Raw genomic sequence first — 22,475 nt, 5'->3', positions numbered from 1 at the left:
AAGGAGCGGGACCGGCAGGTCCCGCTCTTTATTTGCCGCTTACGCAAACAGCCCGGAGATCAGGCAACATCCGGGCGTTCTCCGGCGGCTGTCATTTGCGGGGGATAAGTATCACCCTGTCTATCCACACCTCTTTGCAGCCCTCCGGATGATTGAGGGGATACAGAAACATATCGGCATTGGGCTTGCGCTTTATTTCAAAGCTCCCGGCCTTGAGAAGAGAGTAGCTCTCTCCCAGCTCCCGGGCCTTGAAGGTCTTCTCCAGACCGTAGCCCGGCTCCCAGGTGATCACCTGCAGGGCGTCCGCCTCCGGGTCGTTCATCTCGCCGGCGCGTTTTGCCGACACGAAGACGTCGCAGGCCCTGTAGCCTCTGTCGGAGAGATAAAAGCACAGCTTGGACATCCCCGACGCCATATTCCACTCGGCAGTATCCGAATACAGCACGCAGGCCCTGCCCGTCACGGCCTCCGGGTCCTCCAGCACGTCTGCCAGAGCGCCCTTCTGGATGATGGCAAAATCGTCCGGCAGCAGCTCGATCCACTCCTCGTCTGCCAGACCTTCGCACAGGTCAGGGACGCTGCCCGATTTCTCTTTGGGCTTGTAGCCGGACAGGATGGAATTCTCCACGGGGCCGCCCTCGCTGAACTCCAGGATACTGTTATCCCGGGCAAATCCGAGGAAATAACGGGCGAACCTGTCGGGGTCTGATATAGTCATCCAGCCCGACCGGGCGCAGTAGTCTCTGGTCTCGTCGTCTGCCAGATACCAGCCCACCTGGAAGCACATCAGGTCGTAATAGATGCGGTACCGGGCGTCCTCGTCCTCCGAGGCGGCGGACAGGGCCAGGGCGAACAGGCGGAAGATCTCCGCCATTTCCTCCTTGGTGAGCCAGGAGTTGTCATAAGAGTAGGTGCTGATGAAGATATGGCGCTTTTCGACTATCTCCCGGGCGTATTCCCATATCCTGCAGATATACTCCCAGCCGGCGCCGTAAAAGCCCTGCATAAAATCCTTCATGAGAGCGTCTTCATCTTTGTCCGGGTCCCAGGCCAGCTGGCAAAGCGCGTAGTTTCTGAGGGCCGTAAAGCCCGCGTAGGCGTTGTTCCGGTCACCCTGAAAGAACACTGCCTTTGCCCCGGCGTCCCGGAAGGCCTGTATGTCCCTTTTGAAGGGGGCTATATTGGGATGCAGGATCAGATAGTTGCTGAAGTTGGCCACGTAGTGCCAGATAAAGAGATTGTCGGTTAATGTGCCCCATTCCATAAGCCTGCGATAATACTCGCTGTTCACGGTCTGCTGGTCGGCGTAGAGAAAATATCTGGCGTTTTCCGGCAGGAAGAGAGGCTTTTTTGGGGTCTCGGCAAAAGAGGCGCCGAAGTTGTTTTCTATGTCGCACAAGACTATCACCACGTGGTCGCAGGGCTTTATCCCCCTGGGAGGCTCCGCTGTGTGCAGATAGGCAAAGGTCTCCAGCATCACGTCGGGGTATTCGTCCCTGATTAGCTCGTATATATGGTTCAGGGCGTATATCAGCACCCCGGACTGGGCGCCGTATTTTTCCGCCAGGGCCTCGCATTCCGGACACTGACAGCAGAGGTTGTTGTCGTTGAGGCCCACCGAGACGCATTTCAGGCCGAGAGTCCTGATCTCTTCCCGGATGTTCTCGGCCACCTCCTTCAGAGCCTCCTCATTGGACAGGCAGGGCTGCACGGGCCGGCGGACGCCGTCCCGCAGGGCGAACCACTCGGGATGCTCGTCAAAGTACTTTTCGCCGGGCAGCAGCTCCCTGGCAAAGGAATGGTCGATCCTCCACATGCTCCTGTTGCCGCCCCATTCCCGCAGAATGGCTCCGTTGTCCCCGTTGACCCGCATCTTGGCAGTGGTCTGCTGGTTGATGTAGTTCATGCAGAGAAGGGCCTCTCTGTAAGTAAAGGGAGGAACGTGGGTCTTGTAGATATTGTCCTTGACCACTATCCTGTCCCTCACGGGCACGGTCTCCGCGTGGGCCGTCAGGAACCTGCAGCCCAAATAGTCCTCCAAAAAGCCGTATACGGCGTAAATGGAGCCCCGGGGCCTGTCCCCCGCCAGCACGAGATAGTTCTTTCCGCTCTTTATCAGGGTGCCGTCGTCCTTCAGAGAGTCCCAGTCAAAGTCCGGGAGCAGGCTCTTTACCTGCGCCGTCTGCCCCACGTATATGGCAGGCCCCTCCGAGGGCTGCCGGTCAGTGACGGGATACTCACGGCCGGTGATCTTTTGCAGATATGCCGAAAGCTCGGAAGCGGCAGTCTCCTCCGCCGGGTCGGCGTCGGGGCCCAGGACTATGGCGGCCTCCGTCAGGTCCAAAGAGAGAGCCGGCAAAGCGGCGCACAATACGGCAAGAACAAGGATGATAAGACGCATATTTCCTCCATGGCGCGCTCGGAGATGTAGAATAATACGAACACAGCCAGTCTTATTATAGCATATACGGCCCTGCCCCGGGCAGCAAAACGGCGGGACCTGCCGGCGCCAAAACAAAAGCCCCGCAGAGCCTGCGGCTGTGCGGGGACGTATATACTGCCTGATGCAGATAGGCTTAACGCTTGGAGAACTGGAAGCCTCTTCTGGCCTTTTTGCGTCCGTACTTTTTCCTTTCCTTGACGCGGGGATCTCTGGTGAGAAATCCGCTGCGGCGGAGCGCGGTCCTGTTTTCCTCGTCAAACTGAGTGAGCGCGATGGCGATGCCGTGTCTGACAGCGCCGGCCTGGCCGGAAATGCCGCCGCCGGTGGCTGTCGCCCACACGTCAAACTTGCCCATAGCGTCGATGATGGCAAAGGGCTGGGTGACGTGTATCTCCAGAGACTTTCTGCCCACGTATTCGGCCATGGGTCTGCCGTTGATGATGATGTTGCCTTCGCCGGGGGTGAGCCACACGCGGGCTACCGCATTCTTGCGCCGGCCTGTGCCGTAATATCTTTGTTTATCCAATTTGTCCACCTTTTTTGAATATAGCCGGCGCCGAGACGGAGGAAATGGGCCTCCGGCCCTGAGCGCGGGCAGGCTGTAATTACTTGTCGAATGAGATCTGTACGGGCTTCTGAGCAGCTTGCTCGTGCTCGGGTCCCGCATATACGCGCAGCTTCTTGAGCATCTTCTTTCCCAGGGTATTCTTGGGGAGCATGCCTCTCACCGTCCTCATCACGTAGTTGACGGGCAGCATCTCCAGATACACTCCTCTGGGGCGCTGCTTCAATCCGCCGGGATAACCGGAATGGCGGTAGATAGGCTCGGCGGCCTTGTTGTTGCCGGTGAGCCTGACCTTGTCGGCGTTGATGATGACCACATGGTCACCGCAGTCCACGTTGGGAGTAAATATGGGCTTATTCTTCCCTCTGAGAATCTTGGCTGTCTCGGCTGCAAGACGGCCTACAGGCATGTTGGTAGCGTCGATCAGGAACCACTTGCGCTCTACAGTTTCATTCTTAGCCAAATATGTCTTCATTACATATCCTCGTTGTTTAATAATCTACTCTTGTAAAAAACAAACCCTTGGCCGGGGCGCACAGCCCCGCCAGACGTCTGTCTCTCTTCTCCAATAGGCCCTCGATGGCTTCGGGCTCCCTCTTTCCCAGGCCGACTTCCGTCAGCAGACCGGCAATGTTCCGGACCATACTGCGCAAAAAGCCGTCGGCCTCGATGTCGATATATATTATATCGCCGTCTTTGTGAATGGACAAAGACTTTACCGTCCTCACGGTGTTGTCCGCGCAGCCGGCGTTGGCCAGAGACCTGAAGTCATGGGTCCCCAGCAGGGGACCTGAGGCGCGTCTCATCCTCTCCGGGTCCAGGAGCCGCTTCACATGCCAGGTGTATCTGAAAGCGAGAGCCGAAGGAGCCCTCCTGTTGAGTATCCTGTAGCTGTAATGCCTGCTCACTGCCGAATATCTGGCGTGAAAATCCGGATCGGCAAATTCGAGACGCGACACCGAAATATCGTCGGGAAGGAAGGAGTTGATCCCCGCAAAAAGGCCCTCCTCGCCGATATCCGTGTCGGTGAGAAAGCTGCAGACCTGTCCTGTGGCATGCACGCCCGCATCCGTCCTGCCCGCCGCATAAAGGGTGACGTCCTTGCCGACCACACTCTTTATGGCAGACTCCAGTGCAGCCTGGACTGTGGGCCCGTTGGGCTGCCGCTGAAAGCCGGAATAGGCTGTGCCGTCATACTCCAGGATAAGCCTGACGTTTCTCATCAATCAAGGACGAGCTCCAGCTTGACCAGGGAGGCGTTGTCGCCTCTTCTGAAGCCTACCTTGGTTATTCTGGTATAGCCGCCCTTGCGGTCGGCCACCTTGGGACATACGTCCTCAAACAAATGCTTTACTGCGTCATGCTCTCTGATGGCGGCCTTGGCGGCCTTCTGCTTCTCGCCCTTCATGGCCAGCACGCTCTTGGGCATCCTGGGGGCGGGCATCAGGCGTCTCGCCATTCTGATAGCATGGACCTTCTGAGCCCTTTCCTCGGGGGTGAGCTCACTGTCGTCCTTGGCAAACCAGCCTTTCTTCGCGGTAGTTATCAGCTTTTCGGCCATAACTCTGGCTTCCTTTGCTCTGGGCTCGGTAGTAATGATACCCTCATTGAGGATAAGATTGCGCACCAGTCCCTTCAAAAGAGCCATACGCTGATCGGTCGGCAAACCGAGCTTTCTGCCTGCAACTCTGTGTCGCATAGTATATAAACCACCTTACTCTTATTTGATGTGATCCCTCAAGCGGGGATCGTGAACCTATTTCTTGAGGGCAAGCCCCATTTCGTCCAGCTTCGCAATGACCTCGTCCAGGGATTTCTTGCCAAAGCTCCGCAGCTTCAGCAGGTCGCTCTCGCTGTAATTCAGCAGCTCGGACACCGTCTGGATGTTCTCTCTGCGAAGGCAATTGGCCGTCCTGTGGCCGAATGCCAGATCCTCCACTCTCTGAGTGAGCTTGTGATCCGACACGGCCGGCCCGTCAAAGCCAAAGGTCACGTCGCTTACGTCTCCCGCCACGCTGCGTATGAGATTGAACTGCCTGATGAGTATCTTGCAGCTCTCCGTCAGCACCTCTATGGGAGTCACGGTGCCGTTGGTCTCAATGTTGAGCACCAGCCTCTCAAAATGGGTGTCGTGGCCTACTCTCGTGGGCTCCACGTCATAAGAGACCTTGATAACGGGAGTGAATACGGATGCCATGGGTATGATGCCGATGTTTCCGTCCTTGTGTATATGCTGCTGTTCGGGCAGAACGAAGCCGTAGCCCTTCTCCACAGTCATTTCCACGTCCAGCACGCCGGCCTCGTCGGTGATCTCGCACAGATACAGATCCGGGTTGACAATGATGACGTCGTTGGTGGCGCACTGGATATCGGCGCCGGTCACGCGTCCGCTGCCTTCCACGTGTATCCTGAGGACACGCCCGTCCGTATCGCCGGCGGGGGCAAGCATCTTGACATACAGGCCCCGCATGTTCAGCATGAACTCGGTCACGTCCTCCCGGACGCCGGGTATGGTCTGAAACTCGTTGTTGATCCCTTCGATCCTGATCGAAGTGACCGCAGCGCCTTCTATGTTGTGAAGAAGCACTCTCCTGAGAGCGTTGCCTACAGTGTGTCCGAAGGTATGGACCAGAGGCTCCACTACAAACTGACCGGAGAGGTCGCTTTCTTTCTTTACAATGATTCTGGGCTCGTCATTACCCATAATTCAAGTCACCTCCGCGACTATCTGGAATAGTATTCAACGATCAGCTGCTCGTTGACGTCTGTGTCGATCTGCTCTCTCGAGGGCAGGCTGACTACCTTGCCGGAAAAAGCGCCGGCATCCAGGGACAGCCAGAGAGGAGTGTTCCTTGAATTGGCTGCAAGACAATCCACTACAAAGGCTATGCTTCTGGCCTTCTCGCACACGGAGACCACGTCGCCTACCTTGACCTTGTAGGAGGGGATATCCACCTTCTTGCCGTTGACCTGCACGTGACCGTGGCTGACCAGCTGCTTGGCCTGCTTGCGGCTGAAGCCAAAGCCCAGCCTGAAGGCCACGTTGTCCAGACGCACTTCCAGCAGTCTCAGCAGGTTCTCGCCGGTGACGCCGGGCTGGCGGACAGCCTCTGCCACGTCGATGGAGAACTGCTTCTCACGCATGCCGTAGATCCTCTTCAGCTTCTGCTTCTCGCGGAGCTGCTGGCCGTAGTCGGACAGCTTGCGCTGCATGCTCTGACCGTGCATACCGGGAACGGGAGGAACTGCCTTCTCGCTGTTCTTGCCGCTCTTCACGGTGTCAAAGGGGCACTTCTTGGAATAGCAGCGGGTGCCTTTGATATATAATTTTGATCCTTCGCGTCTGCACATCTTGCAGGCAGGGATACTCTGTGATGACATATAAATCTCCTTTAATGCAAACTATGCAAACTATACTCTTCTTCTCTTGGGGGGTCTGCAGCCGTTATGAGGAATGGGCGTCACGTCCTTGATCATAACTATATCGAGACCGGCGGTGGCCAGCGCTCTGATAGCTGTCTCTCTTCCCGAACCGGGACCCTTTACCATCACGTCCACCTTCTGCAGACCGTGCTCCATGGCGGCCTTGGCGGCCTTGTCGGCAGCAAGGGATGCAGCAAAAGGAGTGCTCTTCTTCGAGCCCTTGAACCCCACCTGACCGGCGGAGCACCAGCTCAGTACCTGTCCGTTGTCGTCGGTGATGGACACCAGCGTGTTGTTGAAGGTACTCTTGATATGAGCCACACCGTGAGCAACATTTCTCTTGGGCTTTGCTTTGACGCGTTCAACTTGTTTTCGTACCACTTAAAAGCCTCCCCTAATCTGCTGCCTTCTTGGACCTGCTGACTGTCTTTCTCGGGCCCTTTCTGGTTCTTGCATTCGTCTTTGTTCTCTGACCGCGCACCGGAAGATTCATCCTGTGACGTCTCCCCCTGTTGCAGCCTATTTCCACTAAGCGGCGTATAGCCATGCCGACCTCACGCCTGAGGTCTCCTTCGACAGTGTAGCTGTCTTCGATCACTTTTCTGAGACGGCCTATTTCGGTCTCAGACAGGTCCTTGACCCTGGTGTCGGGATCTACGCCGGCGTCGGCCAATATCTTGCGGGAGCTGGTCAGCCCGATGCCGAAGATATAGGTCAGTCCGTACTCGATCCTTTTGTCCCGAGGTAAGTCCACACCTGCAATTCTTGCCAAGTTACGTTTTCCTCCAATAACTTTTTGTATCCGGTCTCTTAGCCTTGTCTTTGTTTGTGCTTAGGATACGCAGAGCAGATAACCCTGACCACACCGTGTCTCTTGATTACCTTGCACTTGTCGCACATAGGCTTTACAGAAGCTCTGACTTTCATGAGTCACTCCTTACCTGGTGCCCATACGCCTATGGACACATAAATATATAATGGCAATAATCTATTATATCACAATTAATGCCAAAAGTAAAGTCTTTCTTAAGCTGCAGGGATGAATAACTAATTTTTGAATCTATATGTGATCCTGCCCCTGGTCAGATCGTAGGGGCTCAGCTCCACCGTCACCCTGTCGCCGGGCAATATGCGTATATAGTTCATGCGCATCTTGCCCGATATATGGGCTGTGATGATGGGCCCCTGAGGCAGCTCCACCTTAAAGGCCGCATTGGGCAGCGAATCCACCACTCTGCCTTCTACGGTAATAGCTTCTTCTTTAGCCAAAGAAACACCTCCTATAGCTTTGTCAATATTTCCGGACCGTTCTTGGTGACGGCCACCGTGTGCTCAAAATGAGCGCACAGCGCCCCGTCCCGGGTGACCACGGTCCACTTGTTGTCCAACACTCTGATGGCGGGAGAGCCTGCGTTCACCATGGGCTCTATGGCCAGCACCACGCCTTCGGAAAGCCTCAGTCCCTTGCCCGGGACCCCGTAATTGGGCACCGAGGGGTCCTCATGGACCGACTTGCCTATGCCGTGGCCCACGTATTCCCTGACCACGCTGCAGCCCATGCTCGTGACGTATTCCTCGATGGCGCTGCCCAGATCCCCCAGCCTGTTGCCGGGAAAGGCGTTTTTGATGCCTATCGCGAGAGCGTTGCGGGTGACCGTGAGCAGCCTTGCGGCCTCCTCGGAGGCCTTGTCCGGGCCTCCCACCACAAAGGTCACGGTGGAATCGCCGTGATAGCCGTTCTTGCAGGCGCCGAAGTCCACCGACACTATGTCTCCCTCATTGAGCACCCGTCTGTCCGAAGGGATGCCGTGTATGAGCTCGTCGTTCACCGAGATGCAGGCAGCCCCCGGAAAGCCGTAGAGGCCCTTGAAGGAGGGAACGGCGCCCAGCTCGGCGCACTTTGCGTCTATGAGCCTGTCCAGCTCCAGAGTTGTCATACCGGGGCTGAGCGCCCGGCCTGCATACTGCAGGACCTCGGCCACCACCTTGCAGGCGCTTCTCTGGCGGTCCAGCTCCCGGGGAGTCTTTTTGGTTACCAAGCTATACTCCCAGCGCGTCCCTGATAAGACGCTCTATCTCATTGATGCTGCCGGAGGCGTCAACGCCCTTCAGGATACCCTTGTCCCTGTAATAGCTGATAAGGGGAGCGGTGAGCCTTGCATAGGTGTCCAGACGGTTCTGTATGGCGTCGGGCATGTCGTCGTCCCTGCGGATGATCTCGCAGCCGCACACGTCGCACACACCTTCCTTGGCGGGCATCTTGGACCTGGTATTGTAGGGTTCGCCGCAGCCGGGGCACACCATACGGCTGGAAAGGCGCTCCACTATGAGCCTGCTCTCCAGCTCCAGATCCACCACTGCCTCCAGAGGCATATCCAGCTCGGCAAGCAGGGCGTCCAGGCCCTCTGCCTGGGGTATGGTCCTGGGAAAGCCGTCCAGAATGAAGCCCTCGCGGCAGTCCGCTGCGATCTTGTCCTTCACTATGCCCAGCACTATCTCGTCGGGGACCAAAAAGCCCTTGTCCATGTAGCCCTTGGCGGAAAGCCCTACGGCAGTCTCCCTGCTGATAGCTTCTCTCAGCATATCGCCGGTGGAAATATGGGGCACGCCCAGAGCCCTCGAAAGCCTCACGGCCTGAGTGCCTTTTCCGGCCCCCGGAGGTCCGAACAACACGATCCTCATACTACTCTCCTTGCAAAAGACGCATTTACATGCGAATAAGGCAGCAGTGTGTCTGCTGCCTGCGATCGCATTCTCTTATTTTATAAAGCCCTGATAGTGTCTCATAAGGAGCTGGCTCTCTATCTGCTGCATGGTATCCAGGGCTACGCCCACCACGATCAGGAGAGAGGTGCCGCCTATGAGAGAAAAGGTACCGCCGAAGCCCAGCCAGCCCGGGATATAATACTGTATAAGAGCCACTATAGCCAGGAAGATAGCGCCGAAAAGGGTGATCCTGGTCATGATCTTATCCAGATATTCCTGAGTAGGCTTGCCGGGTCTGATGCCCGGTATATAGCTGCCCTGCTTTTTCAGGTTGTCCGTCACGTCGGCGACGTTGAAGGTGACAGCCGTGTAGAAGTAGGTAAAGAGCAATATGCCCACAGCGTATATGAGGGAGCCCCACCAGGAGCCGCCGGGAGCAAAGTCCGAGGCGAACCGCACGAACCAGTTGTCCGTATTGCCCTGGGCCAGAGCGTTGGCAATGGTCAGAGGAAAATACTGTATGGACACGGCAAAGATGATGGGGATGACGCCGGCGGAATTCACCTTCAGGGGAAGGTGGGTCGCCTGGCCTCCGTACACCTTGTTGCCCACGGTGCGGCGGGCGTTCTGAATGGGCACCTTGCGCACTGCCTGGGTCACGGACACCATAAAGGCTACGGTGGCCACGAACACCAGGAGCAGCAGGGCATATCTGAACCAGCCGCCCACTCCGGACGAAGCGGCCAGAGCCGCAGACGAAAACAGCTGGAAGGGAAGAGTGACCATGATACCGGCAAAGATCACGATGGATACACCGTTGCCTATGCCCTTCTCGGTGATCATCTCGCCCATCCACACCAGGAAGCAGGTGCCTGCGGTAAGGATGACCGCTATATACACGATATACAGCCAGCCCAGACCGTTGTCATTGATGGCGTTGGAGTTCTTGAGCACCATAGTCATCATGAACGACTGGAAAAAGGCCAGTATGCCCGTGAGCCATCTGGTCCACTGCTTGATCTTTTTCTGACCGGCAGGCCCTTCCTTCTGCATGGCAGCCAGGTTGGGAAAAGCGATGGTCAGAAGCTGCATGATAATGGACGCGTTGATGTAGGGCATGATACCCATGGCGAAGATGGCGTATTTTTTGAATGCGCCGCCGCCGAACATATCCATCATATCGACCAGACCGCCGCTGAAGGCCCCGCCTTCACCGAACAGCTTGGAGGGGTCCACGCCGGGGATAGTGATATGCAGGCCCAACACGTACACCGCCATCATCAGGACGAGATATTGGAGACGTTTTTTCAGCTCAGGACTGCGGATGGCAGCCATAAGAGATGCAAGCATTAGATGACCTCCACAGTTCCTCCGGCAGCCTGAATTTTGTCAATGGCCGACTTGGAAAATTTGTTTGCCTTGACGGTGAAGGCCTTGGACAGCTCGCCGCCTCCCAGGATCTTCACGCCGTCCTTGAGGTTGCTGATGATGCCGGCATCCTGCAAAACGGGGATGGTGATCTCGCAGCCGGCCTCAAACACGTCCAGGTCCGCCACGTTGACTACCACGTATTCCTTCTTGTTGATGCTCTTGAAGCCTTTTCTGTGAGGCAGCTTCCTGTAGAGAGGAGTCTGACCTCCTTCAAAACCCACCATCACGCCGCCGCCGGAGCGGGACTTCTGACCGTTCATACCGCGTCCTGCGGTAGTGCCTCTGCCGGAGCCGGGGCCGCGGCCTATTCTTTTCCGGCCCTTCTTGGCGCCGGGATTGGGTTTCAGATCGTGTAATCTCATTATTTGGAAGCCTCCTCGTCTGATACGACCTCTACGGAAAGGAGATGACCGACTTTGCCTATCATGCCCTTTATGCAGTCTGTTTCGGCCTGAAATACTACAGAGCCCACCTTGCCGAGACCCAGAGCGCGGACTGTGCCGATCTGGTCGGGCTTGCTCTTGATAAGGCTCTTTACAAGGGTGATCTTAAGCATTTGTCTCCTCCTCCGCTGCAGGGGTCTCTGCCGGTTCCGGAACAGCAGTCTCCGCCGGAGCCTCGGCATCGGCCGCCTCAGCCTTTCTCTGTCTTGCATACCAGGGGACCAGGGTCTCCAGCTTGGCATCGCGGGCAGCGCAGATGTCCTCGGCTACCTGCATATCCTTGAGGCAGTTGATGGTGGCCTTGGCCACGTTGACTGCGTTGCGCGAGCCCAGTATCTTGGCCAGCACGTCGGTCACGCCGGCAAGCTCGAGAATGGGTCTCACTGCGCCGCCGGCCACGACTCCGGTACCGTGAGAAGCAGGCTTTACCACCACGTTGGAAGCGCCGTACTTGTCAAATACCTCGTGAGGAACGGTGCCGTGAACGAGAGGGACGGATATGATGTTCTTCTTGGCATCCTCCACGCCCTTTCTGATGGCATCGGGAGCGGCAGCGGCTTTGCCCAGACCAACGCCCACGTGCCCGGCCTTGTCGCCTACGGCTACCAGGACGCTGAAGCTGAGTGTGCGTCCGCCCTTGGTGGTCTTCTGGACCCTGTTGGTTTTGATCACTATCTCTTCAAGGTTCAGCTTGTCGGGATTAATTCTTGCCATATCACTTCGCTCCTAAAACTTCAAACCGGCTTCACGGGCCCCTTCAGCCAGTGCAGCAACTCTTCCGTGATACTTGTAGCCGCCTCTGTCAAAGACCACGGTGGTGATACCGGCCTCGAGAGCCTTTTTGGCCACAAGCTCGCCCACCATCTTGGCGGCGTCCTTCTTGGACTTGCCTTCGAGAGCGGACTTTATCGCCGCATCAAGAGTTGACGCTGCGACCAGGGTGCTTCCCTTAGTGTCATCGATGACCTGGGCATAAATGTTGTTCAGGCTCCTGAACACGTTCAGCCTCGGCTTTTCCTGGGTGCCTGAGAGCTTTTTTCTCAGTCTGAAATGTCTTCTCTTGCGAAGCATTTCCTTGGAATTCTTCATTGTTTCCTCCGTCTTCAGATTAGATAGGTGATCTCCGGCCGGAAGATTCACGCCGCTATACCAATATGAATACCGTCGCACAAGGCTGTGGCTCTCACCGTCTCCCGGTATAGATATTTCTGAGACTTACGCGGCTGTGACAACAGACCGGATATACCTGACCGCGGCCGCTGCGTCAGGCAGCGGCGCGGATGGGTAACGATTATTTTTTGACTGCGGCCTTGCCCACCTTGCGGCGCACGTATTCGCCCGCATAGCGGATACCCTTGCCCTTGTAGGGCTCGGGAGGACGCACCCGGCGTATAAGGGCGGCCTGCTGGCCTACGGTCTCCTTGCTGATACCGCGGACAAAGATAAAGGGAGTTCTCTGAGGGCCTTCGATACCGCATTCAAAGGTGATGCCCTCCAGAGGCTCTATGATCACGTCGTTGGAATAGCCGACGATCAGCTTCAGATTCTTGCCCGCCATTTCGCAGCGGTAGCCCACGCCGATGATATTGAGCTTCTTTTCAAAGCCGGCGGTGACGCCTGTCACAGCGTTGTTGATCAGAGCCCTCATCAGACCGTGCAGACTCCTGTGCTCGGGTCTGTCGGTGGGTCTGGTGCATACTATGTTGCCGTCCTCCACCTTGACAGTGATGTCGGGATGAAGAGCGACGTCCAGAGAGCCCTTGGGGCCCTTGACGTTGATGTTGGTGGCATCCAGCTTGACTTCCACGCCCTTGGGTATGGCGATGGGCAGCTTTCCTATTCTACTCATTGCTGTCCTCCTACCACACGTAACACAACACTTCGCCGCCGATGCCCAGCTTGCGGGCCTCGCGGTCCACCATCACACCCTTGGAGGTGCTGATGATAGCGATACCCAGGCCGCGGAGCACTCTGGGGACTGCGTCTCTCTTGACGTAAACACGCAGGCCGGGCTTGGATATCCTCTTCAGGTTGGTAATGATCTTTTCCTGCTTGGGGCCGTATTTGAGATACACCTTGGCCGTGGGGAACTTCGCATCGGCTACCATGTCGTAGCCCTTGATAAAGCCCTCGTCGGCCAGGATCTTCACCAGCTCCATGTTCAGCTTGCTGGCAGGAACAAGAGCGGATTCGTGACTTGCCTGATTTGCATTTCTTATTCTGGTAAGCAAATCGGCAACGGGGTCTGTAACCATCATTTGTATATGTGATCCTCCATAAAAACAAGTGACCATCTTATATTTTATCAAAAATGCTCACAATGTGTCAAGCCTTCGATAGCCAGCGTATGCTGCCCCTCGCGGCGCCTGACTTACCGGCATAAAAATATACTGTGCGCAGTTATCGTCTGATCGGGACGATACTTTGCGCTGCCGGAGGGCCCGGAGCCCTCCGGATAATTGACTACCAGCTGGATTTCGTCACGCCGGGGATAAGCCCGCGGTGAGCCATCTCTCTGAAGCAGATGCGGCAAATGCCGAACTTGCGGATGTATCCGCGGCTCCTGCCGCACACGCCGCAGCGGTTGTAAGCTCTGACCTTGAACTTCGGCGCTCTCTTTTGTTTTTCGATAAGACATGTTTTAGCCATACAGAACCTCTTTATTCTTCCTTGGACTTTTCATAATCCGCAATGATCTTCTGAGTGATGTTCATGGGCGCTTCTTCGTAGTGGTCAAACTCACTGGTGAATTTGCCGCGGCCCTTGGACAGGGAGCGAAGCTCTATGCAGTAATTCAGCATCTCGTTCTGAGGAACGGTAGCGTTGATGATCTGCCTGCCGGCGCCCGCATCGTCCATGCCTGCCACTCTGCCGCGCTTCGTGTTCAGATCGCCCATCACGTCGCCCATACAATCGCTGGGGACTGTGATCCTCACCTTCATGATAGGCTCCAGTATCACGGGCTTTGCCTTTTCGGCCGCAACCTTGAAGGCTATCTTGCCGGCCATCTGGAAGGCTATATCCTTGGAGTCCACGGGGTGGTAGCTGCCGTCGAAGCAGGTGATCTTGATGTCCACGCACTGGCAGCCTGCCTGGATGCCCTTGGTCATGGCTTCCTGGATGCCCTTGTCCACCGCAGGTATATACTGGCGGGGTATGGCGCCGCCCACGATGGCGTCCACGAACTCGTAGCCGCCGCCTCTGGGCATGGGCTCCATCCGGATGGTACAGTCGCCGTACTGGCCGCTGCCGCCGGTCTGCTTCTTGTGCTTGCCCTGGGCCTCGGCTGTGATGGTGATGGTCTCTCTGTAGGCCACCTTGGGGGTCTCGGTAGTGACCTCCACGCCGAACTTTCTCTTCAGCTTGTCCATGGTGATGCCCAGATGCACGTCACCCAGGCTGGCGACTATGGACTGGCCGGTCTCGTTGTCGCGATAGGTCTTGAAGGTGGGATCCTCTTCCATCAGCTTGGCAAAGGCGGGGCCCATCTTGTCCTCGGCAGCCTTGTTGGCGGCCTTGACGGCCAGAGCGTATACGGGCTCGGGGAAGTTCAGGGCGGGCAGAGCCTCGGTGGTCTTTTCGCCCAGAGTGTCGCCGGTCTGCACCGATGCCAGCTTGGCTACGGCGCCTATGTCGCCTGTGCTGATCTCGCTGACGCCTGTCTGGGTCTTGCCCAGCACGTGATAGACCTGGCCCACTCTCTCTTCTTTTTCGGTGTTCACGTCATAGACCCTCGAATCACCGGAAAAGGTGCCGGAGATGACCTTGAAGTAGGTCAGCTTGCCCACGTAGGGGTCTGCCAGAGTCTTGAACACGCGGGCCTTCAGGCCGCCCTCCTCCACCTTGGGAGCGGGGCAGTATGCGGCTATGAAGTCCATCAGATTGTCTATGCCCACGTTGAGGGCAGCGGAGCCCACCAGCACGGGATAAAACTTGCCTTCGCTGATACCCTTCTTGAAGCCGAAGGCTATATCCTCTTCGGAGAGAGTGTCTTCCAGCAGATACTTTTCGGTGAGCTCGTCATCCACCTCGGCGATGTTTTCGATAAGCTGGGCTCTGAGCTCCTCGGCCTGGTCGGTCATATCCGCGGGGATGTCGATCTCCGCAGAGGCCTTCCTGGCCGCGTCGTATTTGTAAGCCTTCTTGTTCAGGATGTCCACCACACCGGAAAAACCGGCTTCCTTGCCGATGGGGATATACACGGGGGTGACTTCGTGACCGTAGGCGTCCCGGAGGGCGTCGATGGTGCCGCTCCAGCTCATGTTTTCCTTGTCGTGCTTGTTGATAAAGAATATCTTGGCGATGCCGGCCTCGGTGGCCTTTTCCCAGGCGTTGTCGGTGCCCACTTCCACGGTGCCGCTGCCGTCAACCACTATGAGGGCGGTCTCCACGGCGCTCATGGCTCCGATGACGTCGCCGATAAAGTCGGCAAAGCCCGGAGTGTCCACCAGATTGATCTTGGTGTCCTTCCACTCCAGGGGGCACACCGTGGTGTAGAGGCTCATCTTGCGGGACACTTCGTCCACGTCGTAGTCCGACACGGTGTTGCCGTCGTCCACCTTGCCCAGGCGGCTGGTGACGCCGGCGTTGAACAGCATCGCTTCGATCAAAGTGGTCTTGCCTGTGCCGCCATGACCGGCCAGGGCGATGTTTCTGATCGCATCAACGGGATAATTTTTCATGATTCGGCTCCCTCAGATCATCTCTTGAAGGGAAGTCCCAGAGCCTTCAGCAGCTCTCTTCCTTCCTCGTCGGTGTTGGCAGAGGTGCAAATAGCGATATTCATACCTCTGATGCGGTCTATCTTGTCATAGGCGATCTCGGGGAATACCAGCTGTTCCTTCAGACCGGTGGAAAAATTGCCGCGGCCGTCAAAGCTCTCGGTGTCTATGCCCTGAAAGTCGCGGACACGGGGCAGAGCGATGTTGAAGAAGCGGTCGAGAAACTCGTACATCATGGCGCCGCGGAGAGTCACCTTGGTCCCCACCTTCATGCCCTCGCGGAGCTTGAAGTTGGAGATGGACTTTCTGGACTTGATGACCAGGGGCTTCTGACCGGTGATCTTGGTGATGTCGCTGACAGCGCCGTCCATGATCTTGGGGTCCTGGATAGCGGCGCCCACGCCCATGCTGACCACCACTTTGGTGACCTTGGGCACCTGCATGATGTTCTTGTACTGGAACTTGTCCATCAGAGCGGGAACCACGTCCTGCTTGTATATATCTTTTAATCTTGCCATTGTATGCTCCTACTCGTCGATCCACTCGCGGCACTTCTTGCACTTGCGGGCAGAAACGCCGGCGGACGTCACGTCCTTGGCTATCCTGGTCTGCTTGCCGCACTTGGGGCAGATGAGCATCACCTTTTCAGCGCTGATGGCGGCGGGCATGGTGATCTCGCCGGACTGCTGCTGGGCGATGGCTCTGGTGGTAGTGGCGCGGCTCTTCTGGTGCTTCTTCACTATGTTGATGCCGTCAACTCTCACTTCGCCCGTGTCGGGCATTGCCTCGATGACCTTGCCCCGCTTGCCCTTGTCCTTGCCGGAAAGAACGATGATCTCGTCGCCCTTCTTCAGCTTCAGTTTGCCATTATAGGCTGCTTTGAATTTTTTCATGATAATCACCCTCCGACTACAGCACTTCAGGAGCAAGAGACACTATTCTCATGAAACCGCTGTCTCTGAGCTCTCTTGCCACAGGTCCGAAAATACGTGTTCCGCGGGGCTCGTTGTTGTTGTTGATGACCACCGCTGCGTTGTCGTCAAAACGCAGAATGGAACCGTCGGGGCGGCAGATATCTCTCTTGGTGCGGACTACAACGGCTCTCACCACCTCGCTCTTCTTGACGGTGGCGCCGGGGGTGGCGGACTTCACCGCCCCTACTATGATGTCGCCGATGCCGGCGTATCTGGTATTGGAGCCCTTCAATACTCTGATGACGAGTATTTCCTTGGCGCCGCTGTTGTCAGCGGCCTTCAAACGGGAATAAATCTGTACCATACTTGTTTCCTTTCAATATGCGGGCTTTCAAGGCTTAAGGCGGTGTGAAAGGACGCCGTCTTACCACGAGAAAGCCCCAAGATCCTATTATTTGGCCTTTTCTATCATGCGAGAAAAACGCCAGCGCTTATCTTTGGACAAAGGACGCGTCTCCATGATCTCTATGGTATCGCCGATGCCGCACTCGTTGTTTTCGTCATGGGCCTTGAACTTCTTGGTCTTCTTGACGAATCTTCCGTAGAGAGGATGCTTCACAAGAGATGTGATGGACACTACGACAGTCTTATCCATTTTGTCACTGATGACCTGACCGGTCCTGATCTTTCTTCTTCCTCTATCCATGACCTGTTATCCTTTTATCTCGCGGTCTCTCATCTCGGTGAGGATGCGAGCGATGTTCTTCTTGGCTTCGGGGATAGCGTGAACGTTGTCCAGCTGTCTGAAAGCCTTCTGCTGCCTGAGAGTAAAGAGATTCTTTCTCTCGTCGGCGAGCATCTTCTCCAGTTCGGCGTCGGATGCTGCTTTGACCTTGCTGTTGTATTCTGTGGACTTCACTATGCTCCCTCCTCTTTGGTAATGACCTTCACGCTGATAGGCAGCTTGTGAATGGCCAGCCTGGCCGCTTCGTATGCGATCTCGGGGGCTACGCCGCCGATCTCAAACATGACTCTTCCGGGCTTCACAACAGCGACCCATCCCTCGGGATTGCCCTTGCCCTTACCCATACGGGTCTCGGCAGGCTTCTTGGTGATAGGCTTGTCGGGAAAGATGCGTATCCACACCTGGCCGCCTCTCTTCATATAACGGGTCATGGCGACTCTGGCGGCTTCGATCTGGTTGGCGGTGATCCAGGCGGCTTCCTGTGACTGAAGGCCGAACTCACCGAATACTACAGTATTGCCCTTGGTGGCTACGCCCTTGCGAGAACCGCGCTGCTGCTTTCTGTACTTGGTTTTTTTAGGCATCAACATTTCGCTTGTTCCCCCTGCTGTTATTAGGATTGCGGCGTCTCACGCCGCCCTTGTGGGCGCCGAACTTCTTGTTCTTTCTGGGATTGGCTTCCTGCAGCTTTCTTCTGTGGCCGGGAAGCACGTCGCCCTTGTATATCCACACCTTGACGCCGATGTGACCGTACTGGGTCCAGGCTTCGGCAAAGCCGTAGTCTATGTCGGCCCGGAGAGTGTGAAGAGGCACCTTGCCGTCATTTTCCTTCTCTATACGGGCCATTTCGGCGCCGGACAGACGGCCGGCGCAGCGGACCTTGATGCCCTTGGCTCCGGCGAACATGGCTCTCTTGACGGACTGCTTCATAGCCCTCTTGGGAGATATACGCTTTTCTATCTGCTGGGCGATGGACTCGGCTACCAGCTGGGCGTTGGTCTCGGGAGTGACTATCTCCACTACGTTGATGGACACCTGGGTCTTGTCGGCGCACAGCTTTTCCACTGTCTTGCGCACCCTTTCGATGCCCTCTCCGCCGCGGCCGATGATGTGGCCCGCCTTGGCGGCGTTGATGGTGACCCGCACCTTGTTGCCTGCAGGTCTCTCGATCTCCACCGAGGAAACAGCATCTTCATAGAGCTGCTTCTTCAGAGTCTTTCTTATCTTGACATCTTCCAAAAGCTTCTTGGCAAAATCCTTGTCATTGGCATACCACTTGGAATCCCAATCTCTGTTTACGCCAATACGAAGACCTATGGGGTTGACTTTTTGTCCCATTTATTCCTGTCCTCCTTCAGATCCTGCTTCCTGAGCCTTGACGCTCGCGGCGGTTTTGGCCTTCTTTACCGAAGGCTCGCACTCTTCCACGCCTATGGTGATGTGGCTCAGTCTCTTGACCATCCTGTAACCCCGTCCCATGGGAGCGTATCTGAGTCTTTTCATCAGTGGGCCGCCATCTACCATGGCCAGACCTATCTTCAGGTTCTTGGCGTCCATATGGTAGTTGTTTTCGGCATTGGCTGCAGCTGACCGAACCACTTTTTCGATCAGTCTGGCTGCTTTGTTCGGCGTGAACTGAAGCATAGCCAAAGCTTCGTCGACTCTCTTGCCTCTGACTACGTCGATGACAAGACGAGCCTTGCGCGGCGAGGTTCTCACGTTGCGTGCTTTTGCAATAGCTTGCATTTTGTCTTCAGCCATTACTTTTGTGACCTCCATCATCCAATGCACCTCTGCATTGGGAAAACATAATTATAGATTTTGTGCAGCGCCTGGCTGCTCTGTGATGCGGAAAGAGGGAGAAGGGCATCCCGCCCTTTCCGCCGGTTCGGTTATTTCGAAGTCTTCTCAGACTTTTGATGCCCTCTGAAAGTGCGGGTGATAGCAAATTCACCCAGCTTGTGACCCACCATATTTTCACTGATAAATACGGGTACGTGCTTTCTGCCGTCGTGCACACCGATGGTGTGTCCGATCATCTGAGGGAATATGGTGGAGCGGCGGGACCAGGTCTGTATGACAGACTTGGAGCCGGACTCGTTCATCTTCTCGATCTTGGCAAGCAGCTTGGGGTCGGCATAAGGGCCTTTCTTCAATGATCTAGCCATGTCTTTCCTCTACTTTTTGTCTCTTCTGCGAACGATCAGCCTGTTGGATGCCAGCTTGGGCTTTCTGGTCTTGGTGCCGTGAGCGGGCTTGCCCCACTTGGACACAGGCGTCTTGCGGCCAACGGGAGACTTGCCTTCGCCGCCTCCGTGAGCGTGGTCGCAGGGGTTCATGGCAACGCCGCGGACGGTGGGGCGCTTGCCCAGCCAGCGGTTTCTGCCGGCCTTGCCGACGGATATGTTGGCATGGTCCTCGTTGCCTACTCTGCCTATGGTGGCGTAGCACACGCCCAGCACGTTCCTCATCTCGCCGGAGGGCAGCCTGAGGGTGACGTACTTGCCTTCCTTGGCCATGATCTGGGCGCTGTTGCCTGCCGAGCGGACTATCTGGCCGCCCTTGCCCGGCTTCAGCTCCACGTTGTGGACCAGGGTACCGAGAGGTATGTTGGCAAGAGGCATGGAATTGCCCGGACGGGGATCCACTCTTTCGCCGGAAACCACGGTGCTGCCTACCGCCAGGTCCATGGGACACAGGATGTAGCGCTTTTCGCCGTCGGTGTAGTTGATGAGAGCTATGCGGCAGCTCCTGTTGGGGTCGTACTCAATGGCGGCCACCTTGCCTTCTATACCGAACTTGTTTCTCTTGAAATCGATGATCCTGTACTGCTTTTTGACTGCGCCGCCCTGGTGGCGCACCGTGAGCCGGCCCGTGTTGTTGCGGCCGCCCTTGTTCTTCATGGGAGCAAGGAGGCTCTTTTCGGGAACGGTCTTGGTGATTTCCTCAAAGGTAGATACCGAATAGTATCTGCGGGCGGGAGTGATCGGTTTGTATCTTCTGAGTGCCATTTCTGTTTAGGCTCCTTCGTAAATGTCTATCTTGTAGCCTTCCTGCAGGGTCACATAGGCCTTCTTCCAGGGCGCCGTCGTACCGGTGACGCGGCGGCCCCTGCCCTGTCTGCTGTAACCGTTCTTTTTCTTGCCGTTTACGATCAGGGTGTTGACCTTGGCGACCTTGACGTTGAAGGCCGTCTCGACAGCATTGCGGATCTCTATCTTGTTGGAGTCCATGGCCACCTCAAAGGTGTACACGCCGTCGGCGGTCAGGTCCATGGCCTTTTCCGTAATGACAGGCCGCTTGAGTATGGTGTAGCCGTCTCTCATTTTAACAGAACCTCCTCCAGTTTGCCAATGGCAGCCGATTCGATGATGATCTTGTCGGCCGCGAGAATGTCGCGGGTGCTCATCTGCGGAGCAACTCTCAGGCACATGCCGGGTATGTTGCGGGCAGACTTCCACACGATCTCGTTGTCGCCGGCGATGATGACCAGCACCTTGCCTGCGGCTCCCACGGCCTTGACAAAGCCGTTGAAAGCCTTGGTGCTGACAGAGTCCAGCCTGATCTCGTCCACCACGATGATATCGCCGTCGGTGAGACGGGACGAAAAGGCGGACTTCACCGCGCTGTGTCTCATCTTGCGGGGAGCAGCCTGTCTGTAGCTTCTGGGATGAGGGCCGAACACCACTGCGCCGTGATACATATGGGGCGCGCGGATGGAGCCCTGTCTGGCCCGGCCGGTACCCTTCTGGCGGAAGGGCTTGATGCCGCCGCCGGTGATGAGGGCCCTGTTCTTGGTGTCATGGGTCCCCTGGCGGGCGTTGGATTCCTCGGCCACGACCACCTGATGCATCAGAGCTACGTTGGGCTCCACTGCAAATATGTCATCCTTCAATTCTATCTCACCGGCTGACGTTCCGGCCATATTGAGAATTTGTGTCTTAGCCATTATTATCCTCCGGGCAGCTGTCTGGTGATGACAACAGTGCCGCCGTTGGGTCCGGGGATGCTGCCTGCAACCAGTATCACATTTCTGAAAGCATCTACTCTATAGACGGACAGACCTCTCTGAGTGGTCTGCTTGTTACCCATGTGTCCCGGTCTCCTGGAGCCCTTGAAGGTCCTGGCCGCGTCGGTGGCGCCGCCGGAAGCGGGCTTGCGGTGGAACATGGAGCCGTGAGTGGCTTCGCCGCCATGGAAGTGATATCTCTTGACAGCGCCGGCAAAACCCTTGCCTTTGCTGGTGCCGGTGACCTTGATAAGATCGCCGGTGGAGAAGATATCCGCCTTGATCTCGTCGCCGACTTTGACTTCGTCGAGAGCATCTACCTTGATCTCTTTTACGGTCCTCTTGCAGGGAGAACCGGCTTTGGCAAAATGACCCTTCATAGGCTTGGGGACGCGCTTGTCCTTGACGTCGCCAAATGCGATCTGCACAGCCTCGTAGCCGTCCTTCTCGGCAGTCTTGATCTGCGTCACTACGCAGGGACCTGCTTCGACAACAGTCACGGCAGTAAGGTTGCCCATTTCATCAAAGACCTGGGTCATTCCTATTTTCTTTCCGATTATACCGTTAATCATTTTATTGTGGCACCTTAAATTCTATATCTACGCCGCAGGGCAGTTCAAGCTTGAACAATGCATCAATGGTCTTGGGACCGTTGCTGTAAATGTCTATGAGTCTCTTGTGCGTCCTGGTCTCAAAATGCTCCATAGACTCCTTGTCTATGGTCGTGCCTCTGTTTACGCAGTAGATGTCCTTCTCGGTGGGGAGCATCACAGGGCCCGAAACCGTGGCGCCGGTGTTGCGCACCGTATCCACCAGCTTGGCAGCGCTCTGATCCAGCAAACGGGCATCAAAGGACTTCAGCTTGATACGAATCTTATTGTCTTTACTCATGAATATCTCCGATAAGGGAGCGTCTTGCGACGCTCCGCCAAACTATTCGATGATCTCGGTAACGATACCGGCGCCTACGGTCCTGCCGCCTTCGCGGATAGCGAACTGCAGCTGCTCTTCCATAGCGATAGCATGGATCAGCTCGGCAGTGATGACTACGTGGTCACCGGGCATGACCATCTCG

General features: G+C 56.3%; 37 protein-coding genes. All 37 read right to left on the bottom strand.

Going from position 1 to position 22,475, the window contains the following annotated elements; all coding sequences use genetic code 11:
• Positions 1-91: 91 nt before the first annotated feature.
• Entirely contained in the window at positions 92-2,401 is a 2,310-nt protein-coding gene (locus IK083_11030; GenBank protein ID MBR4750086.1) for a DUF4838 domain-containing protein, read from the bottom strand.
• A gap of 175 nt (positions 2,402-2,576) precedes the next feature.
• The gene (rpsI, locus tag IK083_11025) at positions 2,577-2,969 is read right to left on the bottom strand and encodes a 30S ribosomal protein S9 (protein MBR4750085.1); all 393 of its coding nucleotides are present in this window, start codon (positions 2,967-2,969) and stop codon (positions 2,577-2,579) included.
• A 79-nt stretch (positions 2,970-3,048) separates the two neighbouring features.
• On the bottom strand, positions 3,049-3,483 hold the full coding sequence (rplM, locus tag IK083_11020; protein ID MBR4750084.1) for a 50S ribosomal protein L13: 435 nt from the start codon (positions 3,481-3,483) through the stop codon (positions 3,049-3,051).
• A 16-nt stretch (positions 3,484-3,499) separates the two neighbouring features.
• Positions 3,500-4,231: a tRNA pseudouridine(38-40) synthase TruA gene (gene truA / locus IK083_11015; GenBank protein MBR4750083.1), complete on the bottom strand. Its 732-nt coding sequence runs from the start codon at positions 4,229-4,231 to the stop codon at positions 3,500-3,502.
• On the bottom strand, positions 4,231-4,707 hold the full coding sequence (gene rplQ, locus IK083_11010) for a 50S ribosomal protein L17 (GenBank protein ID MBR4750082.1): 477 nt from the start codon (positions 4,705-4,707) through the stop codon (positions 4,231-4,233). The genes truA and rplQ overlap by 1 nt, the downstream gene beginning before the upstream one ends.
• Before the next feature lie 57 nt (positions 4,708-4,764).
• Positions 4,765-5,712, bottom strand: a complete 948-nt coding sequence (locus tag IK083_11005; protein ID MBR4750081.1) for a DNA-directed RNA polymerase subunit alpha — start codon at positions 5,710-5,712, stop codon at positions 4,765-4,767.
• Positions 5,713-5,732: 20 nt separating this feature from the next.
• A complete protein-coding gene (gene rpsD, locus IK083_11000) occupies positions 5,733-6,389 on the bottom strand; it encodes a 30S ribosomal protein S4 (GenBank protein ID MBR4750080.1) in 657 nt (218 codons plus the stop codon).
• 30 nt (positions 6,390-6,419) lie between these two features.
• Entirely contained in the window at positions 6,420-6,812 is a 393-nt protein-coding gene (rpsK, locus tag IK083_10995; GenBank protein MBR4750079.1) for a 30S ribosomal protein S11, read from the bottom strand.
• A gap of 13 nt (positions 6,813-6,825) precedes the next feature.
• Positions 6,826-7,203 (bottom strand): 30S ribosomal protein S13, encoded by a 378-nt coding sequence (gene rpsM / locus IK083_10990; GenBank protein ID MBR4750078.1) that lies wholly within the window; start codon positions 7,201-7,203, stop codon positions 6,826-6,828.
• A gap of 38 nt (positions 7,204-7,241) precedes the next feature.
• Positions 7,242-7,358 (bottom strand): 50S ribosomal protein L36, encoded by a 117-nt coding sequence (gene rpmJ, locus IK083_10985; protein MBR4750077.1) that lies wholly within the window; start codon positions 7,356-7,358, stop codon positions 7,242-7,244.
• A 120-nt stretch (positions 7,359-7,478) separates the two neighbouring features.
• Positions 7,479-7,700, bottom strand: a complete 222-nt coding sequence (gene infA, locus IK083_10980) for a translation initiation factor IF-1 (GenBank protein MBR4750076.1) — start codon at positions 7,698-7,700, stop codon at positions 7,479-7,481.
• Between the two features lie 11 nt (positions 7,701-7,711).
• Positions 7,712-8,470: a type I methionyl aminopeptidase gene (gene map / locus IK083_10975; GenBank protein MBR4750075.1), complete on the bottom strand. Its 759-nt coding sequence runs from the start codon at positions 8,468-8,470 to the stop codon at positions 7,712-7,714.
• A gap of 1 nt (position 8,471) precedes the next feature.
• Complete coding sequence (locus IK083_10970) at positions 8,472-9,113, bottom strand: adenylate kinase (GenBank protein ID MBR4750074.1); 642 nt, start codon at positions 9,111-9,113, stop codon at positions 8,472-8,474.
• 75 nt (positions 9,114-9,188) lie between these two features.
• The gene (secY, locus tag IK083_10965; GenBank protein MBR4750073.1) at positions 9,189-10,487 is read right to left on the bottom strand and encodes a preprotein translocase subunit SecY; all 1,299 of its coding nucleotides are present in this window, start codon (positions 10,485-10,487) and stop codon (positions 9,189-9,191) included.
• Positions 10,487-10,930, bottom strand: a complete 444-nt coding sequence (gene rplO / locus IK083_10960) for a 50S ribosomal protein L15 (GenBank protein ID MBR4750072.1) — start codon at positions 10,928-10,930, stop codon at positions 10,487-10,489. The genes secY and rplO overlap by 1 nt, the downstream gene beginning before the upstream one ends.
• Complete coding sequence (gene rpmD / locus IK083_10955; GenBank protein MBR4750071.1) at positions 10,930-11,124, bottom strand: 50S ribosomal protein L30; 195 nt, start codon at positions 11,122-11,124, stop codon at positions 10,930-10,932. Before rpmD ends, rplO begins: the two co-directional genes overlap by 1 nt.
• Positions 11,117-11,725: a 30S ribosomal protein S5 gene (rpsE, locus tag IK083_10950; protein ID MBR4750070.1), complete on the bottom strand. Its 609-nt coding sequence runs from the start codon at positions 11,723-11,725 to the stop codon at positions 11,117-11,119. The genes rpmD and rpsE overlap by 8 nt, the downstream gene beginning before the upstream one ends.
• Before the next feature lie 12 nt (positions 11,726-11,737).
• Complete coding sequence (locus IK083_10945) at positions 11,738-12,100, bottom strand: 50S ribosomal protein L18 (GenBank protein MBR4750069.1); 363 nt, start codon at positions 12,098-12,100, stop codon at positions 11,738-11,740.
• Between the two features lie 202 nt (positions 12,101-12,302).
• Positions 12,303-12,860: a 50S ribosomal protein L6 gene (gene rplF, locus IK083_10940; protein MBR4750068.1), complete on the bottom strand. Its 558-nt coding sequence runs from the start codon at positions 12,858-12,860 to the stop codon at positions 12,303-12,305.
• A 10-nt stretch (positions 12,861-12,870) separates the two neighbouring features.
• The gene (gene rpsH, locus IK083_10935; protein MBR4750067.1) at positions 12,871-13,269 is read right to left on the bottom strand and encodes a 30S ribosomal protein S8; all 399 of its coding nucleotides are present in this window, start codon (positions 13,267-13,269) and stop codon (positions 12,871-12,873) included.
• A gap of 205 nt (positions 13,270-13,474) precedes the next feature.
• Positions 13,475-13,660 carry a type Z 30S ribosomal protein S14 gene (locus IK083_10930; protein MBR4750066.1) on the bottom strand — a complete coding sequence of 62 codons (186 nt, stop codon included), beginning with the start codon at positions 13,658-13,660 and terminating at the stop codon, positions 13,475-13,477.
• An 11-nt stretch (positions 13,661-13,671) separates the two neighbouring features.
• Positions 13,672-15,693 (bottom strand): elongation factor G, encoded by a 2,022-nt coding sequence (locus tag IK083_10925; protein ID MBR4750065.1) that lies wholly within the window; start codon positions 15,691-15,693, stop codon positions 13,672-13,674.
• Positions 15,694-15,710: 17 nt separating this feature from the next.
• Complete coding sequence (gene rplE / locus IK083_10920; protein MBR4750064.1) at positions 15,711-16,250, bottom strand: 50S ribosomal protein L5; 540 nt, start codon at positions 16,248-16,250, stop codon at positions 15,711-15,713.
• A gap of 9 nt (positions 16,251-16,259) precedes the next feature.
• Positions 16,260-16,625 (bottom strand): 50S ribosomal protein L24, encoded by a 366-nt coding sequence (rplX, locus tag IK083_10915; GenBank protein MBR4750063.1) that lies wholly within the window; start codon positions 16,623-16,625, stop codon positions 16,260-16,262.
• Positions 16,626-16,641: 16 nt separating this feature from the next.
• On the bottom strand, positions 16,642-17,010 hold the full coding sequence (rplN, locus tag IK083_10910) for a 50S ribosomal protein L14 (GenBank protein ID MBR4750062.1): 369 nt from the start codon (positions 17,008-17,010) through the stop codon (positions 16,642-16,644).
• 87 nt (positions 17,011-17,097) lie between these two features.
• Complete coding sequence (gene rpsQ / locus IK083_10905) at positions 17,098-17,352, bottom strand: 30S ribosomal protein S17 (GenBank protein ID MBR4750061.1); 255 nt, start codon at positions 17,350-17,352, stop codon at positions 17,098-17,100.
• 6 nt (positions 17,353-17,358) lie between these two features.
• Positions 17,359-17,565, bottom strand: a complete 207-nt coding sequence (rpmC, locus tag IK083_10900; protein ID MBR4750060.1) for a 50S ribosomal protein L29 — start codon at positions 17,563-17,565, stop codon at positions 17,359-17,361.
• Positions 17,565-17,981, bottom strand: a complete 417-nt coding sequence (rplP, locus tag IK083_10895; GenBank protein MBR4750059.1) for a 50S ribosomal protein L16 — start codon at positions 17,979-17,981, stop codon at positions 17,565-17,567. The genes rpmC and rplP overlap by 1 nt, the downstream gene beginning before the upstream one ends.
• Entirely contained in the window at positions 17,968-18,729 is a 762-nt protein-coding gene (gene rpsC, locus IK083_10890; protein ID MBR4750058.1) for a 30S ribosomal protein S3, read from the bottom strand. The genes rplP and rpsC overlap by 14 nt, the downstream gene beginning before the upstream one ends.
• Positions 18,730-19,137: a 50S ribosomal protein L22 gene (gene rplV, locus IK083_10885; GenBank protein MBR4750057.1), complete on the bottom strand. Its 408-nt coding sequence runs from the start codon at positions 19,135-19,137 to the stop codon at positions 18,730-18,732.
• A 146-nt stretch (positions 19,138-19,283) separates the two neighbouring features.
• Positions 19,284-19,559 carry a 30S ribosomal protein S19 gene (gene rpsS, locus IK083_10880; protein ID MBR4750056.1) on the bottom strand — a complete coding sequence of 92 codons (276 nt, stop codon included), beginning with the start codon at positions 19,557-19,559 and terminating at the stop codon, positions 19,284-19,286.
• A 9-nt stretch (positions 19,560-19,568) separates the two neighbouring features.
• Positions 19,569-20,402: a 50S ribosomal protein L2 gene (gene rplB / locus IK083_10875; protein MBR4750055.1), complete on the bottom strand. Its 834-nt coding sequence runs from the start codon at positions 20,400-20,402 to the stop codon at positions 19,569-19,571.
• A gap of 6 nt (positions 20,403-20,408) precedes the next feature.
• On the bottom strand, positions 20,409-20,717 hold the full coding sequence (gene rplW / locus IK083_10870; protein MBR4750054.1) for a 50S ribosomal protein L23: 309 nt from the start codon (positions 20,715-20,717) through the stop codon (positions 20,409-20,411).
• Complete coding sequence (rplD, locus tag IK083_10865; GenBank protein ID MBR4750053.1) at positions 20,714-21,340, bottom strand: 50S ribosomal protein L4; 627 nt, start codon at positions 21,338-21,340, stop codon at positions 20,714-20,716. Before rplD ends, rplW begins: the two co-directional genes overlap by 4 nt.
• A gap of 2 nt (positions 21,341-21,342) precedes the next feature.
• Positions 21,343-21,972, bottom strand: coding sequence for a 50S ribosomal protein L3 (rplC, locus tag IK083_10860; GenBank protein ID MBR4750052.1), 630 nt, complete (start codon positions 21,970-21,972; stop codon positions 21,343-21,345).
• 1 nt (position 21,973) lies between these two features.
• Positions 21,974-22,291, bottom strand: a complete 318-nt coding sequence (gene rpsJ / locus IK083_10855; protein ID MBR4750051.1) for a 30S ribosomal protein S10 — start codon at positions 22,289-22,291, stop codon at positions 21,974-21,976.
• A 42-nt stretch (positions 22,292-22,333) separates the two neighbouring features.
• On the bottom strand, positions 22,334-22,475 hold a 142-nt coding region (tuf, locus tag IK083_10850), incomplete at its 5' end, for an elongation factor Tu (GenBank protein ID MBR4750050.1).

Source organism: Abditibacteriota bacterium, from assembly GCA_017552965.1.
In the GTDB taxonomy this organism is placed as follows: Bacteria; Armatimonadota; UBA5829; order UBA5829; family UBA5829; genus RGIG7931.
The sequence above is the reverse complement of the archived record's forward strand: the minus strand, read 5'-3'. Positions and strand labels throughout refer to the sequence as shown.

What these genes read in the sequence shown, in the direction of transcription:
- IK083_11030 (MBR4750086.1), bottom strand. Translation starts at nt 2,401, where the DNA reads ATGCGTCTTATCATCCTTGTTCTTGCCGTATTGTGCGCCGCTTTGCCG.
- rplM (MBR4750084.1), bottom strand. Translation starts at nt 3,483, where the DNA reads ATGAAGACATATTTGGCTAAGAATGAAACTGTAGAGCGCAAGTGGTTC.
- truA (MBR4750083.1), bottom strand. Translation starts at nt 4,231, where the DNA reads ATGAGAAACGTCAGGCTTATCCTGGAGTATGACGGCACAGCCTATTCC.
- rplQ (MBR4750082.1), bottom strand. Translation starts at nt 4,707, where the DNA reads ATGCGACACAGAGTTGCAGGCAGAAAGCTCGGTTTGCCGACCGATCAG.
- IK083_11005 (MBR4750081.1), bottom strand. Translation starts at nt 5,712, where the DNA reads ATGGGTAATGACGAGCCCAGAATCATTGTAAAGAAAGAAAGCGACCTC.
- rpsD (MBR4750080.1), bottom strand. Translation starts at nt 6,389, where the DNA reads ATGTCATCACAGAGTATCCCTGCCTGCAAGATGTGCAGACGCGAAGGA.
- rpmJ (MBR4750077.1), bottom strand. Translation starts at nt 7,358, where the DNA reads ATGAAAGTCAGAGCTTCTGTAAAGCCTATGTGCGACAAGTGCAAGGTA.
- IK083_10970 (MBR4750074.1), bottom strand. Translation starts at nt 9,113, where the DNA reads ATGAGGATCGTGTTGTTCGGACCTCCGGGGGCCGGAAAAGGCACTCAG.
- secY (MBR4750073.1), bottom strand. Translation starts at nt 10,487, where the DNA reads ATGCTTGCATCTCTTATGGCTGCCATCCGCAGTCCTGAGCTGAAAAAA.
- rplO (MBR4750072.1), bottom strand. Translation starts at nt 10,930, where the DNA reads ATGAGATTACACGATCTGAAACCCAATCCCGGCGCCAAGAAGGGCCGG.
- rpmD (MBR4750071.1), bottom strand. Translation starts at nt 11,124, where the DNA reads ATGCTTAAGATCACCCTTGTAAAGAGCCTTATCAAGAGCAAGCCCGAC.
- rpsE (MBR4750070.1), bottom strand. Translation starts at nt 11,725, where the DNA reads ATGGCAAGAATTAATCCCGACAAGCTGAACCTTGAAGAGATAGTGATC.
- IK083_10945 (MBR4750069.1), bottom strand. Translation starts at nt 12,100, where the DNA reads ATGAAGAATTCCAAGGAAATGCTTCGCAAGAGAAGACATTTCAGACTG.
- rplF (MBR4750068.1), bottom strand. Translation starts at nt 12,860, where the DNA reads ATGAGTAGAATAGGAAAGCTGCCCATCGCCATACCCAAGGGCGTGGAA.
- rpsH (MBR4750067.1), bottom strand. Translation starts at nt 13,269, where the DNA reads ATGATGGTTACAGACCCCGTTGCCGATTTGCTTACCAGAATAAGAAAT.
- IK083_10930 (MBR4750066.1), bottom strand. Translation starts at nt 13,660, where the DNA reads ATGGCTAAAACATGTCTTATCGAAAAACAAAAGAGAGCGCCGAAGTTC.
- IK083_10925 (MBR4750065.1), bottom strand. Translation starts at nt 15,693, where the DNA reads ATGAAAAATTATCCCGTTGATGCGATCAGAAACATCGCCCTGGCCGGT.
- rplE (MBR4750064.1), bottom strand. Translation starts at nt 16,250, where the DNA reads ATGGCAAGATTAAAAGATATATACAAGCAGGACGTGGTTCCCGCTCTG.
- rplX (MBR4750063.1), bottom strand. Translation starts at nt 16,625, where the DNA reads ATGAAAAAATTCAAAGCAGCCTATAATGGCAAACTGAAGCTGAAGAAG.
- rplN (MBR4750062.1), bottom strand. Translation starts at nt 17,010, where the DNA reads ATGGTACAGATTTATTCCCGTTTGAAGGCCGCTGACAACAGCGGCGCC.
- rpsQ (MBR4750061.1), bottom strand. Translation starts at nt 17,352, where the DNA reads ATGGATAGAGGAAGAAGAAAGATCAGGACCGGTCAGGTCATCAGTGAC.
- rplP (MBR4750059.1), bottom strand. Translation starts at nt 17,981, where the DNA reads ATGTTGATGCCTAAAAAAACCAAGTACAGAAAGCAGCAGCGCGGTTCT.
- rpsC (MBR4750058.1), bottom strand. Translation starts at nt 18,729, where the DNA reads ATGGGACAAAAAGTCAACCCCATAGGTCTTCGTATTGGCGTAAACAGA.
- rplV (MBR4750057.1), bottom strand. Translation starts at nt 19,137, where the DNA reads ATGCAAGCTATTGCAAAAGCACGCAACGTGAGAACCTCGCCGCGCAAG.
- rpsS (MBR4750056.1), bottom strand. Translation starts at nt 19,559, where the DNA reads ATGGCTAGATCATTGAAGAAAGGCCCTTATGCCGACCCCAAGCTGCTT.
- rplB (MBR4750055.1), bottom strand. Translation starts at nt 20,402, where the DNA reads ATGGCACTCAGAAGATACAAACCGATCACTCCCGCCCGCAGATACTAT.
- rplW (MBR4750054.1), bottom strand. Translation starts at nt 20,717, where the DNA reads ATGAGAGACGGCTACACCATACTCAAGCGGCCTGTCATTACGGAAAAG.
- rplD (MBR4750053.1), bottom strand. Translation starts at nt 21,340, where the DNA reads ATGGCTAAGACACAAATTCTCAATATGGCCGGAACGTCAGCCGGTGAG.
- rplC (MBR4750052.1), bottom strand. Translation starts at nt 21,972, where the DNA reads ATGATTAACGGTATAATCGGAAAGAAAATAGGAATGACCCAGGTCTTT.
- rpsJ (MBR4750051.1), bottom strand. Translation starts at nt 22,291, where the DNA reads ATGAGTAAAGACAATAAGATTCGTATCAAGCTGAAGTCCTTTGATGCC.